This is a genomic window from Paenibacillus sp. J22R232 (assembly GCF_056269165.1).
Window position 1 is genome coordinate 479531 of sequence record NZ_JBWDNK010000002.1, and the last position, 25072, is coordinate 504602.

At 51.2% G+C, this 25072-nt stretch carries 23 protein-coding genes; 19 read left to right on the forward strand and 4 right to left on the reverse strand.

Going from position 1 to position 25072, the window contains the following annotated elements; translation table 11 throughout:
- Window positions 1–15: 15 nt before the first annotated feature.
- A complete protein-coding gene (locus AC0YN3_RS08455; RefSeq protein WP_475774663.1) occupies window positions 16–966 on the forward strand; it encodes a hypothetical protein in 951 nt (316 codons plus the stop codon).
- 127 nt (window positions 967–1093) lie between these two features.
- Window positions 1094–2284: an MFS transporter gene (locus AC0YN3_RS08460; RefSeq protein WP_475774664.1), complete on the forward strand. Its 1191-nt coding sequence runs from the start codon at window positions 1094–1096 to the stop codon at window positions 2282–2284.
- A 58-nt stretch (window positions 2285–2342) separates the two neighbouring features.
- Here AC0YN3_RS08460 and AC0YN3_RS08465 read toward each other — a convergent pair whose 3' ends face one another.
- Window positions 2343–2561 (reverse strand): hypothetical protein, encoded by a 219-nt coding sequence (locus AC0YN3_RS08465; protein WP_475774665.1) that lies wholly within the window; start codon window positions 2559–2561, stop codon window positions 2343–2345.
- Window positions 2562–2715: 154 nt separating this feature from the next.
- Between AC0YN3_RS08465 and AC0YN3_RS08470 the strand changes: the two genes are divergently transcribed.
- Complete coding sequence (locus AC0YN3_RS08470) at window positions 2716–3060, forward strand: DUF3243 domain-containing protein (RefSeq protein ID WP_475774666.1); 345 nt, start codon at window positions 2716–2718, stop codon at window positions 3058–3060.
- 91 nt (window positions 3061–3151) lie between these two features.
- Here AC0YN3_RS08470 and AC0YN3_RS08475 read toward each other — a convergent pair whose 3' ends face one another.
- Window positions 3152–4318 (reverse strand): SGNH/GDSL hydrolase family protein, encoded by a 1167-nt coding sequence (locus tag AC0YN3_RS08475; RefSeq protein WP_475774667.1) that lies wholly within the window; start codon window positions 4316–4318, stop codon window positions 3152–3154.
- A gap of 151 nt (window positions 4319–4469) precedes the next feature.
- Between AC0YN3_RS08475 and AC0YN3_RS08480 the strand changes: the two genes are divergently transcribed.
- From AC0YN3_RS08480 to AC0YN3_RS08530, 11 genes are all read left to right on the forward strand, one after another.
- Window positions 4470–6101: a hypothetical protein gene (locus tag AC0YN3_RS08480; protein ID WP_475774668.1), complete on the forward strand. Its 1632-nt coding sequence runs from the start codon at window positions 4470–4472 to the stop codon at window positions 6099–6101.
- A 249-nt stretch (window positions 6102–6350) separates the two neighbouring features.
- Complete coding sequence (locus tag AC0YN3_RS08485) at window positions 6351–8204, forward strand: cache domain-containing sensor histidine kinase (RefSeq protein ID WP_475774669.1); 1854 nt, start codon at window positions 6351–6353, stop codon at window positions 8202–8204.
- Window positions 8173–9219 (forward strand): response regulator transcription factor, encoded by a 1047-nt coding sequence (locus AC0YN3_RS08490; RefSeq protein WP_475774670.1) that lies wholly within the window; start codon window positions 8173–8175, stop codon window positions 9217–9219. Before AC0YN3_RS08485 ends, AC0YN3_RS08490 begins: the two co-directional genes overlap by 32 nt.
- A gap of 126 nt (window positions 9220–9345) precedes the next feature.
- Window positions 9346–11028, forward strand: coding sequence for a type 2 periplasmic-binding domain-containing protein (locus AC0YN3_RS08495; RefSeq protein WP_475774671.1), 1683 nt, complete (start codon window positions 9346–9348; stop codon window positions 11026–11028).
- A 27-nt stretch (window positions 11029–11055) separates the two neighbouring features.
- Window positions 11056–11958, forward strand: coding sequence for an ABC transporter permease (locus AC0YN3_RS08500; RefSeq protein ID WP_475774672.1), 903 nt, complete (start codon window positions 11056–11058; stop codon window positions 11956–11958).
- A gap of 15 nt (window positions 11959–11973) precedes the next feature.
- On the forward strand, window positions 11974–12864 hold the full coding sequence (locus AC0YN3_RS08505; protein WP_183559347.1) for a carbohydrate ABC transporter permease: 891 nt from the start codon (window positions 11974–11976) through the stop codon (window positions 12862–12864).
- Between the two features lie 6 nt (window positions 12865–12870).
- Complete coding sequence (locus AC0YN3_RS08510) at window positions 12871–14244, forward strand: MGH1-like glycoside hydrolase domain-containing protein (RefSeq protein ID WP_475774673.1); 1374 nt, start codon at window positions 12871–12873, stop codon at window positions 14242–14244.
- Window positions 14245–14596: 352 nt separating this feature from the next.
- Window positions 14597–15658: a DUF4198 domain-containing protein gene (locus AC0YN3_RS08515; protein ID WP_475774674.1), complete on the forward strand. Its 1062-nt coding sequence runs from the start codon at window positions 14597–14599 to the stop codon at window positions 15656–15658.
- A gap of 9 nt (window positions 15659–15667) precedes the next feature.
- Window positions 15668–17737, forward strand: a complete 2070-nt coding sequence (locus AC0YN3_RS08520) for a CopD family protein (protein WP_475774675.1) — start codon at window positions 15668–15670, stop codon at window positions 17735–17737.
- Window positions 17738–17813: 76 nt separating this feature from the next.
- Entirely contained in the window at window positions 17814–18212 is a 399-nt protein-coding gene (gene acpS / locus AC0YN3_RS08525) for a holo-ACP synthase (RefSeq protein ID WP_475774676.1), read from the forward strand.
- A gap of 62 nt (window positions 18213–18274) precedes the next feature.
- Window positions 18275–18502, forward strand: coding sequence for a hypothetical protein (locus AC0YN3_RS08530; RefSeq protein ID WP_475774677.1), 228 nt, complete (start codon window positions 18275–18277; stop codon window positions 18500–18502).
- Between the two features lie 57 nt (window positions 18503–18559).
- Here AC0YN3_RS08530 and AC0YN3_RS08535 read toward each other — a convergent pair whose 3' ends face one another.
- Complete coding sequence (locus AC0YN3_RS08535; RefSeq protein ID WP_475774678.1) at window positions 18560–18913, reverse strand: c-type cytochrome; 354 nt, start codon at window positions 18911–18913, stop codon at window positions 18560–18562.
- A gap of 174 nt (window positions 18914–19087) precedes the next feature.
- Between AC0YN3_RS08535 and AC0YN3_RS08540 the strand changes: the two genes are divergently transcribed.
- The 5 genes from AC0YN3_RS08540 to AC0YN3_RS08560 all read left to right on the forward strand — a co-directional run bounded on the left by AC0YN3_RS08540 (window position 19088) and on the right by AC0YN3_RS08560 (window position 24196).
- A complete protein-coding gene (locus AC0YN3_RS08540) occupies window positions 19088–19969 on the forward strand; it encodes a helix-turn-helix domain-containing protein (RefSeq protein WP_475774679.1) in 882 nt (293 codons plus the stop codon).
- Window positions 19969–21186 carry an A/G-specific adenine glycosylase gene (mutY, locus tag AC0YN3_RS08545; protein ID WP_475774680.1) on the forward strand — a complete coding sequence of 406 codons (1218 nt, stop codon included), beginning with the start codon at window positions 19969–19971 and terminating at the stop codon, window positions 21184–21186. Before AC0YN3_RS08540 ends, mutY begins: the two co-directional genes overlap by 1 nt.
- A 28-nt stretch (window positions 21187–21214) precedes the next feature.
- Window positions 21215–21847: a bifunctional 4-hydroxy-2-oxoglutarate aldolase/2-dehydro-3-deoxy-phosphogluconate aldolase gene (locus AC0YN3_RS08550; RefSeq protein WP_475774681.1), complete on the forward strand. Its 633-nt coding sequence runs from the start codon at window positions 21215–21217 to the stop codon at window positions 21845–21847.
- Between the two features lie 18 nt (window positions 21848–21865).
- Window positions 21866–22843 carry an alpha/beta hydrolase gene (locus AC0YN3_RS08555; protein ID WP_475774682.1) on the forward strand — a complete coding sequence of 326 codons (978 nt, stop codon included), beginning with the start codon at window positions 21866–21868 and terminating at the stop codon, window positions 22841–22843.
- Between the two features lie 168 nt (window positions 22844–23011).
- The gene (locus tag AC0YN3_RS08560; RefSeq protein ID WP_475774683.1) at window positions 23012–24196 is read left to right on the forward strand and encodes a transglutaminase domain-containing protein; all 1185 of its coding nucleotides are present in this window, start codon (window positions 23012–23014) and stop codon (window positions 24194–24196) included.
- A 140-nt stretch (window positions 24197–24336) separates the two neighbouring features.
- On the opposite strand, the gene AC0YN3_RS08565 is transcribed toward AC0YN3_RS08560, so the two are convergent.
- Complete coding sequence (locus AC0YN3_RS08565; RefSeq protein WP_475774684.1) at window positions 24337–24915, reverse strand: TetR/AcrR family transcriptional regulator; 579 nt, start codon at window positions 24913–24915, stop codon at window positions 24337–24339.
- Window positions 24916–25072: the final 157 nt, after the last annotated feature.

Below are 25072 nucleotides of genomic sequence, written 5' to 3' on the forward strand. Positions count from 1 at the left end.
GGGAGGGGCAGGAACATGCCGGATCAGAGCGTATTAGAGGAGGGCCTCGCCATCCTCTCGCAATGCAAGCAAGAAACCGGAGACATATGGCATGCGCATTATGGTGCGGCAGCGATCGCCGGTTATTTTTTTGCCAAAGAGCTTAAAGGGGATCGGATTCTTTCTCATGCGATTGTTTCCCAGACGGTGGCCATGCTGAACAAGCATGGCACAGCCTCCCTATCTGTGAATAGCGAGCATTGCGATCTAGCTTATGCCGAATCGGCCGTATTGGCTGCTTTGGAACAAACGATTGACGAGCTCCACTGGGTCGGTCATAACGTAATTTATAGCGCGGTTAGCTTGCTGGCGATCCGTGAGCTGCGGGGCTGGGGAACGGAAGCGCAAATTCATGGTATATCCGAGCTGATTCTCTCTTTCCGGAAGACCATTCCCGGGCGTTCATGGATCGGCTATACGGTTTCGGAAGTAAAGAGGCTGGAGCTGCCAATCGTGGATCAGCTTCAGCTCCCACGGGAGCCTAAGGAGCTCTCTGCATTCGTGCTGGAACAGCTGGGGGGGTTCTCCGTCATTTATGAGGCAGAGTCTCACCATGACCTTATCGGCCACATGCTGACGTTCTCCCACGCGCTGAATCTCTTATACGATATGGGACATCATTCCTTTTTTCAGAGAGGACAGCTGCCGCTGCGCAGGCTGGTTCACGTATTGCAGGCAAGCCAGCATCTCAAACCAGGCGAAACCATTAAGCTTCATTCGGCTGTTGACCGTATTCCGCTGGAGCTGGCGGAACGGTCGGAGTATTTGCCTACCGAGCTTGGATACTGGGAGAAGGGGCAAAGCAAACAGGACTGGGATTTCGGCCATGCTTTTAAATTCCCGTTCAGCTTTTATGACCATTTGAAGCGGGTAGGCAGCAGTGAAGCGCCATTCATTGAAAAATTCCGGTACATAATTGGCCGTTAAGCGGCTGGTTTGAGTAGTTGGCCGGGAAACAGCTGCCAATGAAAGGACGGTTGTCAGCCTTGGACGAGGCGTATACAATGTGTAAGAAGAAAATAGATGATTTGTTTAAGTAGGGAGTGCAACAGTCTTGTCACCTAGTGTTATTGCTTCAGCTTCGCTTTCTTCTTTTCGTTTCCGCTTAGTTACGCTGCTGCTTGTCGTTGTGGTTGCAGGAATGAGCCAAGGACTGCTGCTGCCGCTATTATCCATTATGCTGGAGGATTCAGGAATATCCTCCGATCTGAATGGCATTAACTCGGCCGCGATGTATATTGGCATTTTCTGTACGATGTTTTTCGTGGAGAAACCGGTACTTCGTTTTGGTTACAAAAATGTAATCATTGCCGGAATCGCGCTGGTAATTCTCGCCAGCCTCTTGTTTCCATTCACCCATTCGCTTGCGGTATGGTTTATTCTTCGGATGCTGGTCGGAGTGGGCGACAGCTCGCTGCATTATGCGACCCAGCTCTGGATCGTAAGCTCCAGTCCCGCGAATAAGCGCGGAAGGTATATTTCCTTATATGGGATGGCATACGGATTGGGCTTTAGCCTAGGACCGCTTGGCATCAACCTGCTTCCGCTGGGAAGGGCGGTTCCGTTTGTTGTATCCTGTTGTTTTTTCAGTGTCGTGCTTTTGCTCGTGCTGCGCATGAAGAACGAGCTGCCTGAGCGCCTTGTCGGCGACGCCGCAGCGGAAAACCGTTTCGTTCGAACGTACCGCGTCGCGTGGTTCGTTCTGATACCAGGATTTCTGTACGGCTTGATGGAAGCATCAATGAACAGCAGCTTTCCGCTGTATGGCTTGCGGATCGAGCTTAGCCAGCACTGGATTTCTCTGCTGCTGCTCGCGTTCGGTGCAGGCAGCCTGCTGCTTCAATTGCCGCTCGGCATTTGGAGTGACAGAATTGGGCGCAAGCCGATATTGATCGCTTGCGGCGTTATAGGGTCGCTAGTATTTTTCGCTGTGCCTGCGGCAGGAAGCAATGTGGCTTTGTTGTTTGTCTTATTCGCAATCGCGGGCGGCGTGGTAGGGTCGTTCTATTCACTCGGTCTGGCTTATGCGGCGGATATATTGCCGCGATCCATTATGCCCGCAGCGAATGTCATTGCATCCATTCATTTCAGCATTGGCAGCATTATGGGGCCGACGCTTGGCGGTTACGGCATCCGTTATTTATCCTTGCACAGCATCTTTTTGTTTCTTGGCGCTGCTTTTCTTGTTTTCGCGATACTTGGGTTCCGTTTTCGTCCGAAGGAACGGACTGAAGATGCGGCATGAAGCTTATTTGAACGCGAAAGGATGCCTTGTCCAAAGGCGTCCTTTCGCACCATGCCGATCACCTATATTTCTTCTCGCTTGAGGAGCTTTGCTTCGTTTTTTCCTTATTCTTCTCGTCCTTCACCTGCAAATTCAGGTCCTCGATAGGAATGGGATCGACGGTCTGCTGGCTCTTGAATTTATCGAACAAGCTCTCGTTCTCGGTTGGGTATTGCTCGGGATGGTCCCGCTTGCCTTTCCTCGCAACGCCGTCTGCATCCTTCTCGAATTCATTCATGCATGGTCACCTCTTTATGTCGAATTATGATGTAATTACCCAAGCACCCTGCTAGCCAAACAATTAGCTTCCGTTCGCCATGCCATGTTTGGTTCTCTTCTTGAAAGGGTATAAATAAACCGACACCAAATTTACCATACGAGGAGGAAATGATATGTCGGAAATCAACCATGTCGTGGATAAAGATGGAGAGCTGGAGATCGGGAAAATCGATCAAGCATTGGATCGGATGGACTCGGATAAAAAGGAAGAGATTTTGCAAAACTTCGAACAATTCAAAGGTTATCTTGCCAAACGAATCGAGCTTGCCGAGAATATCGGCTTAAACGAGGAACAGCTTGCTTTGGTCGCACAGAAGGTAGCCGGTTATTTGGCGAAGCACGAAGAGCCGCGCAACCGGGAAGAAAAGCTGCTGCAGGAGCTTTGGAAGGTCGGCAACGAGGCAGAGCAGCATAAGCTGTCCCATCTGCTCGTGAAGCTGGCGCAAGCTAAGGCATAAGCTATAGCATAAAGAAGGCTGTCTCCGAGGTTTTATCAACCAAGGGAGACAGCCTTTTTGTCTTATGATGCATGTTCCGTGGGCGAATGATCTAGTCGGAGGAAGCAAGCTTGCTGCTTGGGCTCTTGTACCAGGCTAGAAAAGCATCGGCTACAGCCGTACCGGCTAGTCCATTCGGATGCGGATCGTTATTCGGGCTCATGTACGCCGCCTGTACCAGCTGGTCCTGCGGTTCAGGCTGCCCAAGCACCTTTGCGATGTCGAAGATGCCTGACACGCTGTCTGCGGCTGTATGGCGGATCCAGTCGTTGACGGTACGCCATACATTCTCCTGGGCACCTTCAAAATTGAAAGCCGGCAGCGTGCATAACCAAAGCTTGCATGCTGGCTTATTGCTTTGCAGCTGCATGATAACGGAGCGGAGATCGGCAATTAATTGCTCCGCGCTGCGATTGGCCGTGCCGATATCATTTACGCCGAGGCAGATCACAACCTCGTCGCCCTGCTTCGCTTTGGATAGCCAGGCGCTTTCTTTAGTCAAATCATAAGCGCGGGACCAGCCGCTTCCAATATTCCAGACGCCAACCCCCGGGCCGAGTCCGGCCGCGATCTTGGCTGCCCAGAAGGCGTATCCGTCCTGCTCCGTCCTGACGCCTTGCGTAATAGAGTCCCCGAGAAAGACGATATGCTTCGATACCGGTTTTTTATAAACGAGCAGGGAGGGGAGCACTTGGCGGTTGCCTGCCGGAACGAAGCCTTCTCCAGTGGATTGCGCCGCATGGCTCCCTTCCGCCTCATAGGCGCTTGCAAGCAAGGTCTCCGTATTATAAGGAAGCCCGTTCAGCGGGCCATCTATCGTTATAGTCCAGCTGAAGGCTAGAAAATGCTGGTCGGGTATATGAACCGTGACGGAGTCGCTCCAGAACTGCTCGCCCTGCTCTACGTTTCGCGAGATTTCTCCATCGAACGTAACGGTACGCTCGCTGCCCGCAATGATACTTCCGTCCGGCAGGGAACCTCCATCTGCAACGAAGCACTGTTCAATGCGCCAGCGCCCTCCATGATCGTTAGCCCTCGATTCAGAGCCGTCTGCCCAAGTTGAATCTACCGTGTTGCTATGCCAAAGCTTTATTGGAAGCTGGCCGAATTCACGCGGACGAATATAGGTACGGAAGGTTATGGTTGTTATCTGTTCCGGCCTCCACATAAAGTTAGCTGCACTCGATAGTGCGGTTAGTGATGTCCATTCCTTAAGCAATAACTTCAGCTCCTATATATGTATTTCGGATTAAAGGGATTATTTCTTTCAAATTATCATGATTTGATATGGAACACAACGAGAGGTTTCCTAGGCGAGCCATATTAGATATGATAAGAAGAAAATGATGCCATGCAGGGGGAACCGAACAATGGGATTTATCACTAGGCAAAATGAGATTGTGCTCCGAATTGCTGCAGCAGCGCAGCAGCTGCCCGTATTAAGCAGCGGTCTGTGGTTCCATCACGATATCCGCGATAACTTTTATTACGCGTCCTATCTATTTGCCGCCGCGGAAGATCATCCAGGACAAGTATCTATCGGCTCGGCAGCTGCCAAGCAAACGGCTGAGGCCGTGCTGCTTGCGGTCCTAAATCTTCAGGACAAGGAGCAAGGCAGCGCCACCTACGGACATTGGCCGCTGAATCTAGGCACCGATCCGCGCGAAGCTGCTCCGAATCCTCTGCCCGCTGAGCTGATGGGGAGCCTGATGGCTTATTTCGTTAACCGCTACTGCTCACGGTTAAGCATGCCGCTGCAGGAGGCTTTCGCTTCTGCATTGAAGCATGTCTATCAAAGCCGGTTCTATTTGCAAAACAACGTGTTCGGCCACCATGACGCCAAGTACACATCCGCTAAGCTAATATTCGGCCAGCTGTTCGGCGACGGCGCTCTGCTAGAGGACGGAGTTCGTAATCTCAAGCGTACGCTTGCTCATATCCGCAGCCAGGGCATGTCTGAATACAATAGCTTGCCATGGTTCTGGCACTGGGTACAAGCCTTTACATGCGCGTGGCAAATGATAGACGACCGATCCATAAAGCAAGAACTGGCAGGCATGCTGGATTTTCTATGGCTGGAACGGGCGAACTTCTATTTGAAAGGCGCCTTCGTAGGTGCCCATTGCCGTGCGCAGAGACATGATATTCCGCGGGATAGCAACGTTCTGCATGACTATGTGCAATTCGGTGATTTCGAACTGCCTGCCGAGATGCCGAGAACCGAATATGCCGGCTTCTTGTTTTATGAGGCATCATCTGAGACACGCAGCATAGCGATGAACCGCATGGAGCCTACCGAGGTCAAAAAGCGCATTACGAAGCAAACGGAGACAAGCGCTTCAACGCTTCACAGCTACGCGTATATTACGAGCGATTATGCCGCAGGTGGAATGTGGGAGCGTTATGCGGAATTCGATAACGAGCAGCACCGCTGGGACATTTCACTGCCTTTAAGCCAGCAGGCCGGCGTGAACCAAGCATATTTCTTCCATCCTTCGGATTCGAACGCAGAGGAAGACCCTAGGCATCAAACGGGATATTCAGAGGTCTTATTCTATAGAAATACGATTATGGCTCTATATTCTATCCCAAATGGAACATTGGATCGCATATGCGGCATATTGCCGGCAATCGAATGGTTGCAAGAGCCGGACATGCTGCTTGGTCGGTCGAAGCACGTATACTTTGTTGTGTATAGCATGCAGCCCTGCGAGCTGGAGCGTGAATCTGACCGGGTCGGCGTGTCGAGCAGCGGGCAGCGCAATGGTATTGTTATCGAGGTAGTCGGCGCGGAGGAAGCAGCGCTTAGGGGGATGAACGGCTTTGAGGCATTCGCGTCAGCGGCTAGAAGCAGAAAGCCGGAATGGTCTGTAAGCGATGGCTTGAAGGTAAGCTATATAACAGGCGATCATGTCGAGCTTATGCTTAATATGGATGCGAATGGCGGCGTAGAAAGAAATATAAACGGGCAATCCGTCGATTTCACGCAATATACGATATAAAATGGATGAAAGAAAAGAGCAAGTTATCGAAAAGATAACCTGCTCTTTTTTGCGCAAAAAAGAAAAAAAAGACCTGACAATCTTGGTATGCGTATCCCCATTCGTCATACATGTCATAATCATCAGTTTCATGTCAAAATCATGATCGATCGCAGGGTATAATCTTAAATCGGTCTCGTCCTCAAAATTATCCTCTATAATGGGAAGCATAACTTCATAGCTATGGATGGCAAAAAAGGGGCAGACGATATGGGATTTTTCATGAATGCTTCGCTTCAGAAGAAAATTATTTTTTTAATGCTGCTGCTTTATGTGCCTCTACCGCTGCTTGGCCAATTTTGGTACGAGAAATCATACAAAGCGATCAAGGAAAATGCGATCGGCTCAAGCTACCAGTTGGTTAATCAGGTAAATGACCATTTGGACACGTATTTTAAGGAAATCCAGCGGTTAATGTACCCGGTTCTAGTGAATGACCTGACCTCTGATTTCTTGAACGGGAGGATGACGGATTCCTTTGAACGCTTCCGGCTGTCCGAGCAAGTAGAGCGAAAGCTGTTGAATCCCCTGATGACCAATAGAGAGGACATTCACGGCGTTTCGCTGGTTACCGGCAAAGGCATTGCTGTCTCCTCCTCGAGCTTTATGTCGGCAGAACGAAGGTTCGCTATCTATGATGAGCGGATGAAGGATATAGGCAAATTTGTCATTATGGGCCTGGAGCACGAAGAGGAGGGGCCTACATTCCTTACGATGGCCATTAAATTCAGCAGCTTGAATTATGGCGATAAGGATAGGGGCATGCTGATCGTGGATTTGAAGTTGGACGAAGTGATTAACATTACCCAGAATGTCCGTATCGGCAAAACAGGTTATATATGGATCGCCGATCCCGAGCAGAAAACAGCCTATCATCCGAGCGGCTACGGAACAGAAACGAGCATACCGGAGCATTACCTCAAGGAAATGGGGGACCAGCGTCGCGGGACATTTACGATGCCTACGGATGAAGGGAACAAGCTGATCGTGTTTTTCCGCTCTGACAGCACCGGGCTTACCTTGTTCTCCGAGGTTCTCCTCGATGAGCTCAATTCCTCGCTGCTGAAGGTTAGCCGAATATCTACGTTCGTTTCCCTATTGTTGTTTTTTCTCGTCATGGTCGTTGCAAGCGCAGTCATGTACTCTCTAAGCAACTCCCTGCTAACGCTGCTGCGATTGATGAAGCGGGCAGAGCTGGGCGAGCTTAGCGTACGTGCCCCGGAGAACAAGAACGCCGAGATAGGCAGTCTTTACCGCGGCTTCAATAAGATGGTGGGCGAAATCAAACGGCTGGTCGAGATCGTTCACGTATCGGAGCTTAGGGAAAAAGAGCTGGAGGTGAAGCAGAAGGAAGCGCTGCTGCACGCGATGCAGGCGCAAATTAATCCCCACTTCCTGTACAATACACTCGAATTCATCAATTCCAGCGCGATTGTCGAGGGAAATGACAAAATCAGCCGCATGATCGTTTCGCTTGGAGATATGTTCCGTTACAACGTGCAAAATCCGAACGATAGGGTTACTTTATGGGACGAGAAGCAGCATATCGACGCGTATCTATCCATCCAAGCCGAGCGCTACGAATCTTTGGCCTATTCGGTTGAGGTGAAGCCGGAGCTGGGGTACCGCGTATTATCCGTCCGTTCCATGCTGCAGCCGATCGTGGAGAATAGCTTCAAGCACGGCTTTCAAAAGCATAAAATACCGCCGAATTATGTCCGCGTATCCGTTGCGGAGACGGCTGACGGCTGCCTCGTTTCCGTGGAAGACGGAGGCAAGGGCATGACGGAAGAGGTGCTTGACTCCTATAATAAGTTGTTTGATATGCCTATCAAGGAGCTGATGGAGCACAAGCCCTCGTCAGAAAATAAAATGTCTATCGGATTGCTGAATGTGCATACTAGAATACGATTGCTGTTCGGAGAGCCTTACGGGCTGTTCATCGCCGCGTCCGGCGCAGACGGCACCTGTATTGATATTTTGTTGCCCGTCAAGCTCGAAGACCATCATGATGGAAGCAAAGGAGACGGCCATGGACTACCGAATTCTTCTCGTGGACGATGAAGCGATGAGCAAGAAAAGCTTATTTAAAATGTTGACTGGCGCGAACGCAAGCTACCAAATCGTCGGGGAAGCCTCCGATGGGGAGGAAGCGCTGCAAATAGCTAGGCGCGAGCTGCCTCATATGGTTATAACCGATATCAGCATGCCGGTTATGGATGGCATCGAGCTTATACAGCGGCTGCGCGAGGACGGCCATGATATGGATATTATCATTTTGTCAGGCTACGGCGAATTTGAATATGCGCAGGAAGCGCTGCGGCATGGCGTCGTGGATTATATCCTGAAGCCAATGAAGCCGGAGCAGGTGCTCGGGCTGGTAGCCAAGCGATTCGAACATTTTATGAAATCCAGACAGATTGCCATCATCAAAAATCAATTAATCGCACCGATCAGCTCGGCGGCAGAACGGATCGGCCATGAGCTGTGGATTGCCAATGAGCCGGGCATGCGTCAAGAGATGAACAGCCTCTTTGCCCTGATGGACGATACTGGAGTTATGCAGGAAGAGCGGATATCGCTGCTGCGCGATGCGGCTTCGTTGATCCGAAACCGGCTGCAGCCGCAATTCACGCATGAAGCGTGGGCATTTCCTTACGAGAGCCAAAGCTACGAACAAGCCTCTGCTTCTTTTGCAGGATGGCTGGAGGGCCTTCTGAATGAAATCAGGGATAAGCGAAATTGGGGCAAGCGTGGCGTGATCCATCAGGCAATTGATTATATTAAGGCAAACTTTTCGGATTCCGAGCTCCATTTGGAGAAGGTGCTTGCCCCGCTAGGCATTTCCTCCACGCACTTCTACCATATGCTTATGGAAGAGACCGGCATGTCCTATATTGCCTACCTTACGCATATCCGGATGGAGCATGCCAAGGCGCTTTTGGAGCATAGCGATTTGAAAACGTACGAGGTCGGCCAGCGCTGCGGCTACCCGGATTATCCTCATTTTACGAAGCGGTTCAAAAGGCAGATTGGCTTGTCGCCGTCGGAGTACCGAAAAAACATGCAGCATTCATGAGAGTTATGAAACCGCTAACATCAATAATGAAAACGACATGCACGCGACGAAAATGCCATTTTATTCGAATTCCCGGTTGACTACAATGAAGGGGCAAGCACATCTTTTACAAGGGGGATTCATCTTATGAAACGGCAAGCGGCTACAATGATGGCCATTCTGTTAAGCACCATGTTGATTCTGTCGGCATGCAGCGGCAATAACACAAACAACGGCGGCAGCGCTCCGCAAGCGGGAGAAGAAACGCCAGGGAATACAGCTGCGGCTGGCACGGTGAACGAGTTCGGCTGGGAGCTTCCGGCTAAAACGACGAAAATTCATTTCTATCAGGCTGATCAGGGCAATCCCGACAAAATAAATAAAAAACAAGCAGCCTTTCATACCTATCTGCTGGACAAGTTTAACGTCGATATTACGAGAAGCTCCTTGGACGTAGATCCGAAGGAAAAGCTGAATTTGATGCTCGTATCCGGCGATTACCCGGAGGTTATCGCAGCCATGGACGATTCCGCGATTTCGCAGTGGAAGGCTCAAGGCAAAATCATGGATTTGGCTCCGCTCGTGGATCAATACGGACCCAATATCAAAAAAGAGCTCGGCGCGCGTTACGAGTCCTACCTCGATGAAGACGGCAAGCTGTGGGGCATTCCACGCGGCTGGGGTTATCTGCCGATTCCGGACTTTACGGCACATATCCGCTGGGATTGGTACCAGGAGCTCGGCGCTCCGGCTATCGAAACGCCTGAGGATTACTACAACGTGCTTAAGCAGATGGTAGCGAAGCATCCGACTAACGCCAACGGCGAGAAAACGTACGCGCTGTCCTGGAATTCCGATGTGAACATCAACAATGCGCTCGGCTTCTGGGGACTGAAGGATGGCTACAAAGAGGATGCCGACCACAATTTGACCCACTGGCTGAATACGGAGGAAGGCAAGCAAGCGGTCCTTTACTACAACCGGTTTTTCCTTGACGGCATGATGGACCCGGACGCGTTCGTCAACAAGTTCGACGACTGGAGAATTAAATTTTCAAGCGAGAGAATTGCGGGGCATATCGGCCCTTGGTGGCAGTCATGGAATGCCGGCCATGAAGTATGGCTCAAAACGGATGCCGATTACAAAGAGGACAAGCGTTACGTACAGATTGCTTTTAAAGCGCCTGGCGCGGAGAAGGCTTACCTGTCGCCGAAGGACACGCATGGCTGGAACTACACGGTATTGACGGATAAGGCGCAGTCGCCGGAAGAAATCATTAAATTCCTTGATTTTATGATGACGCCAACGGGTACGCGCTTGCTTGGCTGGGGGATTCCCAATATCGAGGATTCCTACTGGAACTATGAAGAGGGCGGCAAATGGTCGTTCAGCGAAACGACGAAGCAGGCGCTTCTAGACGGCAAGCTGGACTTCGAGAAAACGGAAGCCGCCAACGGCAGCAACTCGTTCTGGCTTGCTTATCCTCAGGGACTGCTCAGCGACGACCAGAAGAGCACGGCTTGGTATGACCAGAACTTCATTCAGGATGACAAATGGAAAAAACTTATGCATGAAAACGTTAGCGACACGATCTACGACAGCACAGAACGCCGCGTGAGCTTTATGAATGACAATCCACTAACGATTAAAAACCAGCAAATCGAAGAGCTGATCAAAACCGGCTTTGCGAAGGCAGTGATGTCCAAGTCTGAAGCGGAAGCAATCAAAAACTTCGACGAGCTGCGGGAAAAAGCGGTCAAGATCGGACTTGCCGATATCGAGCAATACCGTACGGAGCAATTTAAAAAGAACATTGCTTTGCTGAAATAAACCGGAGAGCTGGAGGGAAGCCGAATCATGAACATCCTTAGACGCTTTTCCAGAGAGAGACAAATTTGGCTGCTTAGCTTGCCGATTATCCTGTGGGTGCTGCTCTTTGCTTATTTTCCCATGTACGGCTTAATCATTGCCTTTCAAAATTATATTCCCGGCCAGACGCTGTTTGGGAATTGGGTCGGTTTCGACAACTTTGTCCGCTTCTTCCAAGAGCCTGATTTCTGGATGATTATGCGCAATACGATCGTCATTAGCTTACTGAACCTTTGTATCGGTTTCCCGGCACCGATTATTCTGGCCTTGCTATTGAATGAGGTTAAGAACCGCGCGTTTAAGAAAACGATACAATCGTTGTCCTATATTCCTTATTTCATTTCTTGGGTTGTTGTAGCCAGCATTCTATTTACGCTGCTTGGCAGCGACGGCATCATCAACGACCTGCTGCAGCGCCTTGGCTTCATTCAGGAGCCCATCTTGTTTCTCGGTGAAGGGAAATACTTTTGGGCGATTATTACCTCAGGCAACCTGTGGAAGGAAATCGGCTTTAGCTCCATCATTTATTTATCCGCGATAGCGGGAATTGACCGCGAGCAATATGAAGCGGGAAGAGTCGATGGGCTGGGACGCTTCGGGCTCATATGGCATATAACTTTGCCAGGAATACGGGCGACGATCGTCCTGCTGTTCATCCTGGCGCTCGGCGGCATCCTGAATGCGGGCTTCGAGCAGCAATTGCTTCTGGGTAGCCCAACGACCCGGGATTATCATGAGGTCATTGATACGTATGTCTACCGTTTCGGCGTACAGCTTGGCAATTACTCCTACGGTACGGCAGTCGGCTTAATGAAGAGCTTAATCGGGCTTACGCTGGTGGTGCTCGCGAACCGGCTGTCGAAACGATTGATGCAAACCTCGATATTCTAGAAAGGAGCCTACAGGATGAACACACGATCCAAACCGGTATCTGAACGCGTTTTTGATGTCTTGAATATTACGGTCTTGCTATTATTTGGCGCAATGGTCGCCTATCCCTTTCTGAATTTGCTGGCCCTTTCCCTGAACGATGGAGCAGATGCCGCGCGGGGCGGGATCTATATTTTCCCAAGGAAGTTTTCGCTGGATGCCTATGTCCTGCTGTCGCAAAACCATAAGCTGCTTGAAGGCTTCGGCTGGTCGGTGCTGCGCGTGATTGTGGGTACATCGACGGCTCTGTTCGTGACGGGACTGCTTGCTTATATCGTAAGCATCCGGCATTTCTCCGGGCGCAAGTTTATGCGCATCCTGTTCCTCGTTACCATGTATTTCAACGGTGGGCTCATCCCGGTTTACCTGCTGATGGTTAAGCTTGGGCTGACAGACTCCTTTAACGTGTACTGGATTCCTACGCTGATCAGCGCTTATTTCATGCTGCTCATGGCCTCTTATATTTCGGAGCTGCCGGAAGCGCTGTTCGAATCCGCGAGACTGGACGGGGCAACGGAAATTACGATTTATATTAGACTCGTCATTCCGATGTCGCTCCCCGTGTTCGCCGCCGTATTCATTTATGCCGCGGTGGGGCATTGGAATTCATGGTTCGATGTCATTCTGTATAATTCCAGCGGGCATTTCGATACCTTGCAGGTATACTTGCGGCGTCTGCTTCTGGAGGTTGAAGCTTCCCAGCAAATTATGGACCAGCAATTGATCTACCAGAAATTCAACAGCTTATCTCCGCTGACGCTGCGCGCAGCGACAACGATTTTGGTAACGGTGCCGATTCTGCTTGTCTATCCGTTCCTGCAAAAATACTTTATTGGGGGCCTGACGATCGGCTCTGTGAAAGGATAAACGGCGATGAATATGGCTTCAAGCAAGATAACGTTCCGCTCAGATGACGAGGCGCTGAACCAAGGATTTGAATGGGCGAAGGGACAGGCGCTGGCTTACGCCCATGACGGGAGCGATCCCGTCGGCCTTTGGTATGAAGGGGCTTTGCCCGGGAGAGAAGCGTTCTGCATGCGGGATATTTCCCATCAAAGCATGGGAGCCTCCGTGCTTGGCTTGCAAGCGCACACCCGCAATATGATGCAGCGGTTTGCCGAGAATATCAGCAAGGGCAAAGATTATTGCACATACTGGGAGATTACAGGCGATAACGAGCCCGCCCCGGTGGACTACGAGAATGACGAGGACTTTTGGTACAATCTCCCTGCCAACTTTGACGTGATTGAGGCTTGCTACCGGCAATACCTGTGGACGGGTGACCGCTCCTATCTGGAAGATCCGGTTTTGCAAAACTTCTATCGCTTGTCTGTGACGGAATACGTGCAGACATGGGACAAAGACGGCGACGGCATTCCGGAGTATTACCCTTCCTATGGACGAAGAGGGCTTGCTAGCTACAACGAGGCCGGGGATTATCCCAAGATCGGAGCCGATTTGATCGCGGTTATGATCGCAGGCTATCAAGCCTATGCCGAGCTGGAAAAAAAGCTGGGGAACAACGAGCTTCATGCTGAATACTCGGCTAAATCGACACAACTCCGCCAGCAACTTGAACAGCAGTGGTGGGATAAAGAAGGCAGCTGCTTCTTCGTTGCCCTGGGACATGACGGTGGCTTTTTCGCGGGTGAGTCCGGCGAGGGCCAATTCCTGCCCCTTTATTACGAAGCGATTGCGGATAGAGAGAAGCGGGAGGGCGCGTTTCGCGAAATGCATAAGCAAGGCGTCTCCAACGTGGAGGGCATGTCTTATTTGCCGGAGACGTATTACCGGTGCGGCGAAGACGTCGAGGGCTTGCGCAGCCTGAAGGCGCTGATGGACCCAGCGCTCGATCGCCGCGAATATCCCGAAGTGTCCTATTCCGCGGTCGGCGCGGTCGTTTCCGAGCTTATGGGCATTTCAGCGGACGGAGACGCAACCGTAACGACGGTGTCACGCTTGACGGAGGACGTGAGCTGGGCGGAAACTTCCGAAGTTTCCGTGCTCGGTAGAACGGTGAGCGTGAAGCATACAGGCAGAACGTCCACCGCGTTCACTAACCTATCTGGCGGCGAAACGCTCGTATGGAGGGCGGTGTTCTACAAGGCGGCTGAAGCTCCGGATAAGCTGCATCATAATGGTGATGCGATTGAAAGCGCAAGCGCCTATGATAAGCTTGGCCGTCCGTATGTGTATGCGGAGATTGCGGTTGCGCCTGGAGAGACGCATACCGTCTCGATCGCATAGGGAGCAATTAGAGAGCGCAATAAGGAATATGGAACACAAAATACGAAATACGGAGGAAGCATGCAGCGTTGCCGATAATCGGCTGCTGTATGCTTTTTTTATGCATTGCCGAGCAGCTTGAGATCGTCTCGCGAACCTCGAATGACAGCATTTGGGGGCTGGATTTGCAGAACGGGGCTATCGTTTGGAATCAGCGATTCTGTGACCTGCTGCACCGCGCAGAGGCAACCGATTCGTGCATGGCACCTTCACACATCGTTCACAGCTCAATAGCCCTAACGAGTCATGCGCAAAGAAACCTCCATTGATACAATTTGGACAGTTAATCCAAATCGATGGAGGTTGTTTTATTATGTTGTTCAAAAAGAAATTAGTGGGCGCTGCTCTTGCGGCCGTATTAACGTTTGGGGCGGCAGTCCCGGTATTTGCTCATGACGGCTGGTCACAGACGAGTGCGCCGATCGTAGCGCAAAATCAGGTATCCTATGTGGAGATGATGTACGGAAACCACTCAAACGAGCATAAAAGCTATCGGATCGACGGGCAATGGGGGAGCACTTCCAAAGTGTTCGTAACGACGCCATCCGGTGTGAAGTCGGATATAACGGGAACCCGCTTCTATGCAGGGGAGCCGGCAACGGCGGAAACGCCGGCGCTTAACAACTATTTTGTAGCATCCTTCAAATCAAGCATTCCAGGCGCTTATATTATTTCGACGGAATCGGATAGCGTGTACAAAGGCGCGGAAGCTGCAAGCCGCACGCTTCGCAGCGCGAAATCGTTCGTAGCTGTCAGCGACATTCCCGTCATTGAGCGCGTAAGCGCGCTTAAAGGCTTTGCTAAGCAAGTTAGCCCTGACCGTGCAGAGCTTGTGCCTGGATTTAACCCAGCGGCAGTGACGCCGGACGAATCGGTGTCGATCCAGCTGCTATTGAAAGGCAAACCGCTTGCGGACACGGCTGTCGACGTCATTCGCCGCAGCAATTCGGAAGCGACGGAGCTGAAAACCGATGCGAAAGGCATCGTAACCTTTAAAACGGGAGCTGCCGACTATTACTTGGTTCGTGCGAAGCCTAGCACGACGGAAGCGAAGGAAGGCGAATACAGCACAACGAATTATGAAGCGACATTGACCTTCACCGTTCAGAATGAATCGATTAAGCTGCCGGGCTCGGCACCATCGGTGAAACCGCTTGTTTACGTCAACGGAAGCGTTGCGGCAGCGAACAGTCTTGCCATTGAACAAGGAATGACAAAGGTAGACGCGGAATTTATCAAGAAAAACGTAGACGCAGCATATCAAGGCAAAGGATTGGTATCCCTCCGCTCGGCAGCTGTAGCGGCAGGCGCTGCCGTTGAATATTTCCCTGCGGTAGGCGGAAATCAAGCTGCGGTTGCGATTTATACGAAATAAGGCTAAACGATGAAACAGGCATTGAAATGCATAATGGTTCTTATGGTAATGTGGGCATGCTTGCCGAGCTTAGTCTCGGCGCATGCCTATATTGCGCAATCGACCCCCTATTCGGATGCGGAGCTGACCGCGGCACCGCCTGCAATCCGACTTACTTTTACGGAAAAGATTGATACGAAGCTTAGCTATGTAACGCTGAAACGAATCGACAACGGTGCCGAGACTGCCGGCGTGTTAAGCGGCGATGCGGACATAACGCTTATATATACCATTCCTAAGCTAAGTGACGGCATTTATGAAGTGAGCTGGCAGGTGCTTTCGCTTGATTCCCACATTACGGACGGCTCCTTCCAATTCGCGGTCGGCACCAAGCTTGCGCATGCGAAGCCAGACGATACGGTATCGCTGGACGGCGGGGGAAAAGGAAGCTCGGATGCGGGGTCAGGTAATAGTCCGGCAGCAACGGATAAACCGATTTCCACGGTAAAACCTAAGCCTACGGTAAAACCAGGCAGCACGCCTAAACCGACAGCTGTAACGCCGTCTTCGGCAGCTCCGCAGGAGACGGCTGCCACGACTGCCGTTCCTGTCGAAACGGAATCGGCTGCAAGCAGTCCGGCAGCAACTGAATTACCAGCTGCGTTAGATGATGGTGATAAAGGAGCCGGGAATGCAGAAGAGGGTAGTGCCAGCACTCCTCCGGAAGATGAGGGGACTGAAGCTGAAGCTGGCGCGGAAACCCCGCCTTTGCAGGGAGCCGCGAACGGCAGTAGCGAGAGCGAGCATGCCGGCAGCAGCCATGCGGAAGCAGGCGAGCATGAGCACAAAGGCGGGCATGGCAGCATGGTCGCGCTGCGTGTGCTTGATATTTTGACAAGCGTGCTTCTGCTCGGCATTTTGTTTTTCCGATATGCAATGTGGCGAGAGGATGAGGCAAAGCCGCCTTTTGGTTTCTCCCTTCATGCCGAACGAATCGTTATTGCTGCGGCAGTATTCGTCTGGATCATTACAGGGTTAACGCGGTTATCCATGTTATCCGAGCAATTCGGCGGTATTTCCCTCTTTACGCTTGCCAGTGGTTCCATGATCGGCAAAGTTGCGATACTCAGGCCAGCGCTGGCCCTTCTCCTGCTGCTGCTTGCCTTTGCCCCAAGCAAAGAACGAGTATGGGCGAATCCCGTTAAGTTTGTTGCGGCGGTTGCCCTCATTGCGAGCTTTCCATTAACGGGTCATGCGTACGCCTCATTAGTCGGTGCTTCGACTGCAATCGTGGCGCATGTCTTCCATATGGCAGCTGCGGCGATTTGGTTCGGCGGGCTTGCGGGCTTGTTCGCGTTGACCTTTGAAAAGAGGGCAGGGGAGCGTTTGAACGAAGCGGCCGTGCGTTTCTCCTCGTGGGCGCTGCCAAGCATGCTTCTCGTGCTGTTAAGCGGGATCTGGCTGGCTTCAGCGAGGCTGTCTGCATGGGGAGAGCTATTCAGCACCGCATATGGCAAGCTGATCGTAGCGAAAACCTGTTTAACGCTGCTTGTGCTCGTTATCGGAGCGCTTCATATGTTTGTATTCATGCCGCGAATTTCTAAGCCAGATGCAAGGCGGGGGTTGCTGCTCGGTATCCGGGCGGAGGTGCTGCTTGCGGTTGCGTTGTTTGTCGCAGCCGGCTGGCTTTCGTCAACCTCGCCGCCTGAGGATAACGCCTCGGCACAGAGCGAGCCGATTTATTGGCATGTGATGGGCGATAAAGCGCATATGAGCATGCGTATTTCAGACGGCAAGCAGTCGAATGAACAAACGGCGAGGCTCGACGTTTGGCTTCCCGAAGGCCAGGGTGCGCCCGCGTCGGCCCAAGCAGTCGTCACCATTGACGGAATCAGCGGTCAACTGCCGATCCCGCTCGCGCTGCAGCCGCAAGAAGAGGAGTTGTTCGAATATCCCGGTTTTACCAAATACACGTACCGGGCAGCTGGGGCATTTATCGAAGCGAACCAGAATAGCTTAATTAAAATAGATATCGAGGATAGAGAAGGCAATAAATTTCATTACGAACGCTCTTTCGGGGATGAGCACCAGCATCCGTAACAGAGCCTTGATGCAAGGCTTGACTTCGTAAGAAGCATCTGCTAATGTCACCTTCAGGGAAAAGGCGGGTGTTAGCATGATCATCGGCATCGGACATGATTTATCTGAAATTGAGCGAATGGCTAAAGTGCTGAGCGGGAGCGCTGGCAAAAGGTTTCTGGAACGCGTGCTCTCAGCGGGCGAACGCGATCTTGCAGCCGGATTTTCAGGCGAGCGGCTTCATCAATTTACAGCTGGTCGTTTTGCAGCCAAGGAAGCTGTCGTGAAAGCTTTTGGCTGCGGGATCGGGAAAGTAATTGGCTTTACGGATATTTCGATCTTGCGTGGAAACTGCGGTAAGCCCGAATGCTTTCTTTCTTCCGGAGCGTGGGAACGGCTTGGACTAGAGCCGGAAGCGATGCGAATTCATGTGACGATTACGCATGAGCGCAAGCTTGCCTCTGCTTTTGCAGTGGTGGAAAGGATAAGGGAGTAACCTTTTGCCTATACTTGGAATGTACTATACCAAGTCAGCTTGTCGAGAGGGGATCACCTGGCATGAAGGAGCAGCGTCAGCAGAAGACGAAACGCCGGTTCAAAACGGGTCAATGGGTCGAGTACGAAGGCCTTTATACGGATGATTGGGGCGGTGACCTGGTACTGATGCAGGGCGATTTGTTCCCCTTGCATCCGCAGATGGGTGAAACGCACTGGACCTATGCGGGCCAGTCGGCCTTCCAATTTATGAATTCTCCCAAAATAAACGGCCACCACATCGGATATTAAACGATAGCTATTAAAAAGGATACCGGAAGCGGCGTTGCTGCTTCGGTATCCTTATTTTTATTTCTTGCCGGCCAGCCATTCGGATAGACCCGCTATTTCTTCGGCGCTCAAGCGCTCTTGAAAGGCAGGCATCGAGCCTTCGCCTTCTTCGATTTGCCGGGCAATATCCGCGGCGCTCATCCGGGCTCCAACCTTGCGAAGATCGGTTGCAGGTCCGACTCTGCCTTGCAGCCCGGTGCCATGACAGCTTACGCAGTTGGCTTTGTAGACGGAGACGACCTCGCTAGGTCCTTCTAACGCATTTTTGCCGTCATCTGCAGATTTTTCGTTGCTACCGCAGCCTGCTAAGGCGAGTACGAGCATAAAGGGAACAAAATAAGCAAAGGAGGCCTTCGAAATATGGTGAATCATTAATAATATCATTCCTCTCAATATTTCATAATTATGGAATTTTTGGACTTATCAAGGTGGATTCACAAGACGTCCATATGAATTTGCAACATTAATTCGTATAATAGAGAAGCTAGTTAACGATAACAATTACGTTTCCTTTATTATATCGCAATTTAAGTTACAGGAGAATTCATGAAACCGACAATAGATAGTATTTTACAAAACCAACTGCATAAGCTTCAAGCCGAGGTCCTCATTAGCGCATATACGGATAGCATGCCAGGCTGGATCGAGCAGAGGTCGGAGCCGGATTTTTTTCGGTTCTGTTATTGCGAGAAAGGAAAAGCCTGGCTTGATGTAGGAGAAGAAAAATATATCATTCAGCCGGGAACTCTTTATTTTTTGCCTGCAGGTACGCTACAATCATTTGGTACGGATGGCGCAGAACCGTTTGGCCGCTATTGGTGCCACTTCCGTCTGGAGCTTGGCGACGTGCAGGTTATCAATTCCTTGCAGCTGCCTCGGTTCATTTATGTGGAGGAGAGGCACAAGATTAAGGCACTGTTCACGAAGCTGGTGGAATGCCAGCAGATGCGCTCGATGACGAGGGAGCTTCGGTTGAAGGCGATCTTGCTGGAGCTGCTTGCCATCTACCTGGATCAAAGCCATGCCCAGCGTGAAACGCTGCATGAATCCGGGTTCGAGATCAAGTGGAACGAGGTTCTTGCTTATATCGAAGCTAATTTGCATGCGAATATCCAAGTAGAGGAGCTGGCGAAGTTCGCCTTCCTGCATCCGAATTATTTCATCACATCCTTCAAAAGCATTATGGGCTGCTCGCCGATTCAATATGTCACTAACCGGCGCATTGCGCTAGCGAAACAGCTGCTAATGGAAACAGATCTTCCAGTAGCGACGGTTGCGAAGCAGGTAGGCATGCAAAATCATTATTTATCGAGGCTGTTCAAAAGATATACAGGTATTACGCCGGTCCAATATAGACGGATCGGCAAGCATAACGGCAGTATTCGATTGCATTCTGCCAATGCGACGATCGAGGAGGAAAACAGCTAGTGGAACAGAACGAAATAAAAACGTTTTTTAGCACGGAGCTGCTTGGATGGTACCGGCTTATTAAGCGTGATTTGCCATGGCGCATGAACAGGGATCCTTACCGGGTATGGGTATCGGAAATCATGCTCCAGCAGACGCGCGTAGATACCGTTATTCCTTACTATAATCAGTTTATGAGCAAATTTCCAACGGTAACCGCGCTTGCGGAGGCACCCGAGACCGAGGTGCTTAAGAGCTGGGAAGGGCTCGGCTATTATTCAAGGGCAAGGAATCTGCAAGCAGGCGCCAAAGAAGTAAAGGAACGTTACGGCGGGATCGTGCCTGACGATAAAGCATCCGTTGCCGGCCTTAAAGGCGTAGGTCCTTATACGAGCGGGGCTATCATGAGTATTGCGTTCAATCGTCCGGAGCCTGCCGTGGACGGCAATGTCATGCGGGTGCTCTCGCGTTATTTCTGCCTGGAGGACGATATTGCGAAACCGTCCACGCGTGTCAGCATTGAGAAGCTGGCAGCCTCTCTTATTCCCGAAGGGGCTGCGGGAGACTTTAACCAAGCGCTGATGGAGCTGGGCGCACTCGTATGCACGCCAAAGTCGCCAAGCTGCTTGCCTTGTCCCGTCATGGAGCATTGCGCGGCGAGACTCTCCGGCAGGGAGACGGAATTGCCGATTAAGACGAAAGCGAAGCCGCCCCGAGCGGAATTCAGGACGGCAGCTATCGTAATGGGAAGCGGGGACCAGGCAGGCAAGATACTCGTGCGCCAGCGTCCGGAGACGGGGCTGCTTGCCCAGATGTGGGAGCTGCCTCATCTGCTGCTGCCGCCGGATAAAGCGAAGCTGCTAGCCGATACGGCGCCAAAGGAGCAGGGGGAGCTCGCTGAGATGATCAGCAGAATGCTTGAATCGGATACGGGAATGTTAATCCGTCCGCGAAGCTGGTTCACGGATGCCGATCATATTTTCAGCCATATTCATTGGAAGATGCGGTTTTATTTGGCTGATTTAGGCGAGGATGCAGCGTCGCTTGAAGCTGCCGCCGCGTCGACAGGCAAGGGCAATGCCCTTGTTGCGGCTGAATCTACTGGCGAATATACGTCTGAAGCACGCACGGGACAAGCTGAAGCGTCGAGCATTTATCGCTGGATTGGCAAAGAAGATATGGAAACATTGCCGTTTCCGAATTTATTTTTGCGGATTTTAAAGCAATTTTGGGCATAAAGGAATATAAGGGGCGGGGGAGAAGCTGATGGGCCAAATGCTTGAGCTGCTGCTGCAGCACAAAATCGTTGCGATACTAAGGGGAATTGAGGACCGGCATGCGGATGCGGCTGGGCAGGCTTTGATCGACGGCGGCATTCATATGATGGAAATTACGATGAATACGGAAGGCGCGGCGGTGATGATCGATCGATGGCGTGCCAAATTCGGGGCAAAGGCTGCGATTGGAGCGGGTACGGTAACGGACTTGGAGCTGGCTGAGCAGGCGGTTGCGGCAGGCGCGCAGTTTCTTATCTCTCCTAATTTGGACGAAGAAGTCATTGCATATGGCCTTGAACGCGGCATTTCCGTATGGCCGGGCGTGATGACGCCGACAGAGATCGTCAAGGCCTCGAAGGCAGGAGCCGAGGCTGTGAAGATTTTCCCGATGGGAACGCTAGGTATAGGCTATTTGCAGGAAATACGCGGTCCGTTGAACGCTATTCCGATGATGGCCACAGGCGGGGTGGATTTGCATAATATTGCCGATTATTTCAAAGCAGGTGCCAATGCCGTCGGAATGGGCAGCAAGCTCGTTAATTTGGAGTGGATTCGCGATGGGAAATTCGAGCAGGTCACGAAGAGGGCACGGCAATTCGTAGATGCCGTGCGTGAATTGTAGCGTAAAGGAGGCAGCCTTGTGGACGTTGTCTTGATAGGGATAATCGTACTTATACTGCTCATCGCCCTCATGTCTGCGCTTGTCTGGCAAATGGGGGTTAAAAGCCAGACGCCGCGTAAGCTTGCGAATGGAGAGTCCCCTGAGGCTTTGACGCAGTGGGAGCGGCACACGTTCATGAGCCACGGCTCCAGGCTCGAAGGGTGGCTGCTGCAGCCGGCTAACGATGCGTTGCTTGCGGCGGGGCTTGCCCCGCTCGTCGTGATTGCCCATGGCTGGGGCTCTAACCGCACGCGGGTACTCCGTTATACAAGGCCGATCTATGAAGCGGGCTATGCGGTGTTCATGTATGATGCGCGAAGCCACGGAGATAGCGAGTCGATTGCGGCTCCATCGGCGCTTATGTTTCGCGATGACGTGCTGGCCGCCGTGGAAGCGGCGAGGAGCTTACCGGGAATCGATACGAAACGAATTGCCATTATCGGCCATTCGCTTGGCGGCTTCGGCGCGCTTCTTGCGCTGGATCGAGGCTTGCAGGTAAGCTGCGTGATCACTGATTCTATGCCTGTTCGCTTCGAGACGATGATGAAGTCGGAGCTGCGGCGCAAAAAAATACCGATATTTCCGTTAGCCTATCTGATCCCGAGGATATGGCTTATTCGCGCAAAAATATCACTTACCCAGTTCAAGGAAGCTGACATACCGAAAGTCCTTCTGCGCCGGGCGGGAAGGTCCGGAGCTGGGCGAACGCCTGTATTGATGGTACATGCGGTAGGCGATGATTTCATTAGCTCAGAGGATTTGAAGCAATTAAAGGATGAGCTGCCGGGTGAAGTCGTAAGCACTTTGTTTGTTTCGGGAAACGGTCACAGCCAATCGGAGCAGGACCCTGCTTTCTGGGAGAGCGTATTGCCTTTCCTGCAAGAGACGTTAATGGTTGCCGATAAAAAAAAGGAAGCCCGCGGCACGAGGCTGCAGGCTTCAAGAGAGAATATATAATAAAGGGGGGTCATGAATTCATTATATAAGCATAAGATGAAACCAAGCTGAGAGAAACATTACAGTTTCATTACATAGTTATTAATCGTTGCTGTTTTTTAAAAAGACTTGCGATGCCATGCTTCTGAATAGGAGAAATTAGCCTCGCATACCGTTTAGGAGGTTCGAATGCAGAGAGTAGGATCCAAACTATTAGTCGTTGTTGTCATAATCGCTGCCGCGTTCTGGCTAGATCTTAAGCTGGATTTGTTTCCCGCAGCGGCCGAGTCGGAAGAGGTGGCGACCATGGGCGAGACGAATAAGCTGGAGGCGCTGGAGCTTGAGATCGCAAAACATTTTCAGGCACGATCAGAGCGATTCTCGGTTACGTATACGGGGGACAAGCAAGAACTGTCTGATCAAATGACGGATGTCATTCGGTTAGCGCTCAAACATGATGACTACTCCGCCTATATTCTTGAATCCTACATCTATACGATTCGCAGCTGGGGCAATAAATCGACGATCGCTCTCGAAGCAAGATACCGCGAGACTCTCGAGCAGACAGCTGTCGTCGACCGCGAAGTAGCAAAGGCGCTGCAAGCCATTATCGAGCCCGGCATGAATGACCATGAGAAAATCAAAGCGATCCATGATTGGATCGTGAGCCACGTGGAGTATGACCAATCGTTGTCCCATTACACAGCTTATCAAGCGGTAACCTTGGGCGAGGCCGTATGCCAGGGCTATTCGCTGCTAGGCTACAAGATGCTTAAAGAGGCCGGGCTGACGGCGCTAATCGCTGAGGGCACCGTGAATACGGGAGAGCATGCGTGGAATATGGTAAAGCTTGGCCATGCATGGTACCATCTTGATTTTACATGGGATGACCCGGTCGGCATTAAAGCAGCGGACAAAGACGTTCTAACGAAAACGGCTAATCCTGAACAATCTACCATTAGGTACAATTATTATTTGCGGACTGACGAAGAGCTGAAGGCTGACCATCAATGGACGAAGTCGTACCCGTCAGCAACAATATCGTATGCGGATACGATAAGCGAGCTGGAGCAGCAAGGCCATTCCAGTGAACGCAGCCGCTTCACCAAGCTGAAGCTGGCACTTGGCCTGCACTGGCTCGATCCTGAGTATACGGTATCTAGCGAAGACCAGCTCGCGCAGGTCATTCGTACGGCACTGGATTCGCGGTCAGCGAGCTTGGCATTCCGTTACGAGCAAGGAGACCGGTTTCCGGAGGCGCTAAAAGCAGCGTTCGAGCAAATCAACATAGCCGTAGGCTATCGGGCAAGCTACGAGCCTTATGCGGGAGACGAATCGCTGCTCGTCCGCTTGCAGCTGGAATACGGCAAATAATAGGGTCTGAATGCAGATGGCGTCCCAAAAGGACACACGAGAGTCGGCCTCCATATTATGCACAATTAACCTTCAATTCCACAAAAAAGTGGAGTTGAAGGTTTTTTTACGATGTATGTGGCAAACAAGCGGGAGCTTCGTTAAAGCGACTCTGGTTTAGGGAGATGAAGCAATTCTGCAAGCTGCGCAGCCAGAAATAATGGCGTGTAGGGTAAGTCATTTCGAAGCCAGAAAACAATCGTGCCGATAAATGCGGCGGAGCCGTACCAGATCGCGATATCTTTTTGTACGATCAAGGTTGAGGATTCCTCAAGTATGTTCATCCGAGTGGTGATAAGATCAGCAATCAGCTCCATGAGCCGTTCCGTAAAGACGGGTATGCGCTTGGAAGCCAGCAGAACCTTATAAAAATTCGAGTTTTCCGCGATGTGCTCAAGCATTTTGACGATGATTTGTACGTTGAAAACGGTTTGGCTATGCGCTTCCTTCAAGATGGCCTGCATTTCGTTAATCATGTCTTCTGCCAGCCTATCGATCATATCCGGAATATCCCGATAATGAAGATAGAAGGTAACGCGATTAATCGTCGCTCGCTCCGCGATGCGGTTCACGGTTACTTTCTCAGGCTCAAGCTCATGAAGCAATTCAATAAATGCGTCTCTTATTAATTGGCGCGTGCGAAGAATACGCGGATCTATTCGCACTGGTTTTGCTGACAAGAGCAAGCACTTCCTTTCTCCTTCGACGTGCTATGCGACAGATTCTGCGCAATTTGTAGATTATGTATCAAATAGGCGACACAATGATTGAAACCGTAAACTAATAAACATTTTTATAAAAGCTGTAGCTTGTGAACGATAGGATATGTGATTATAA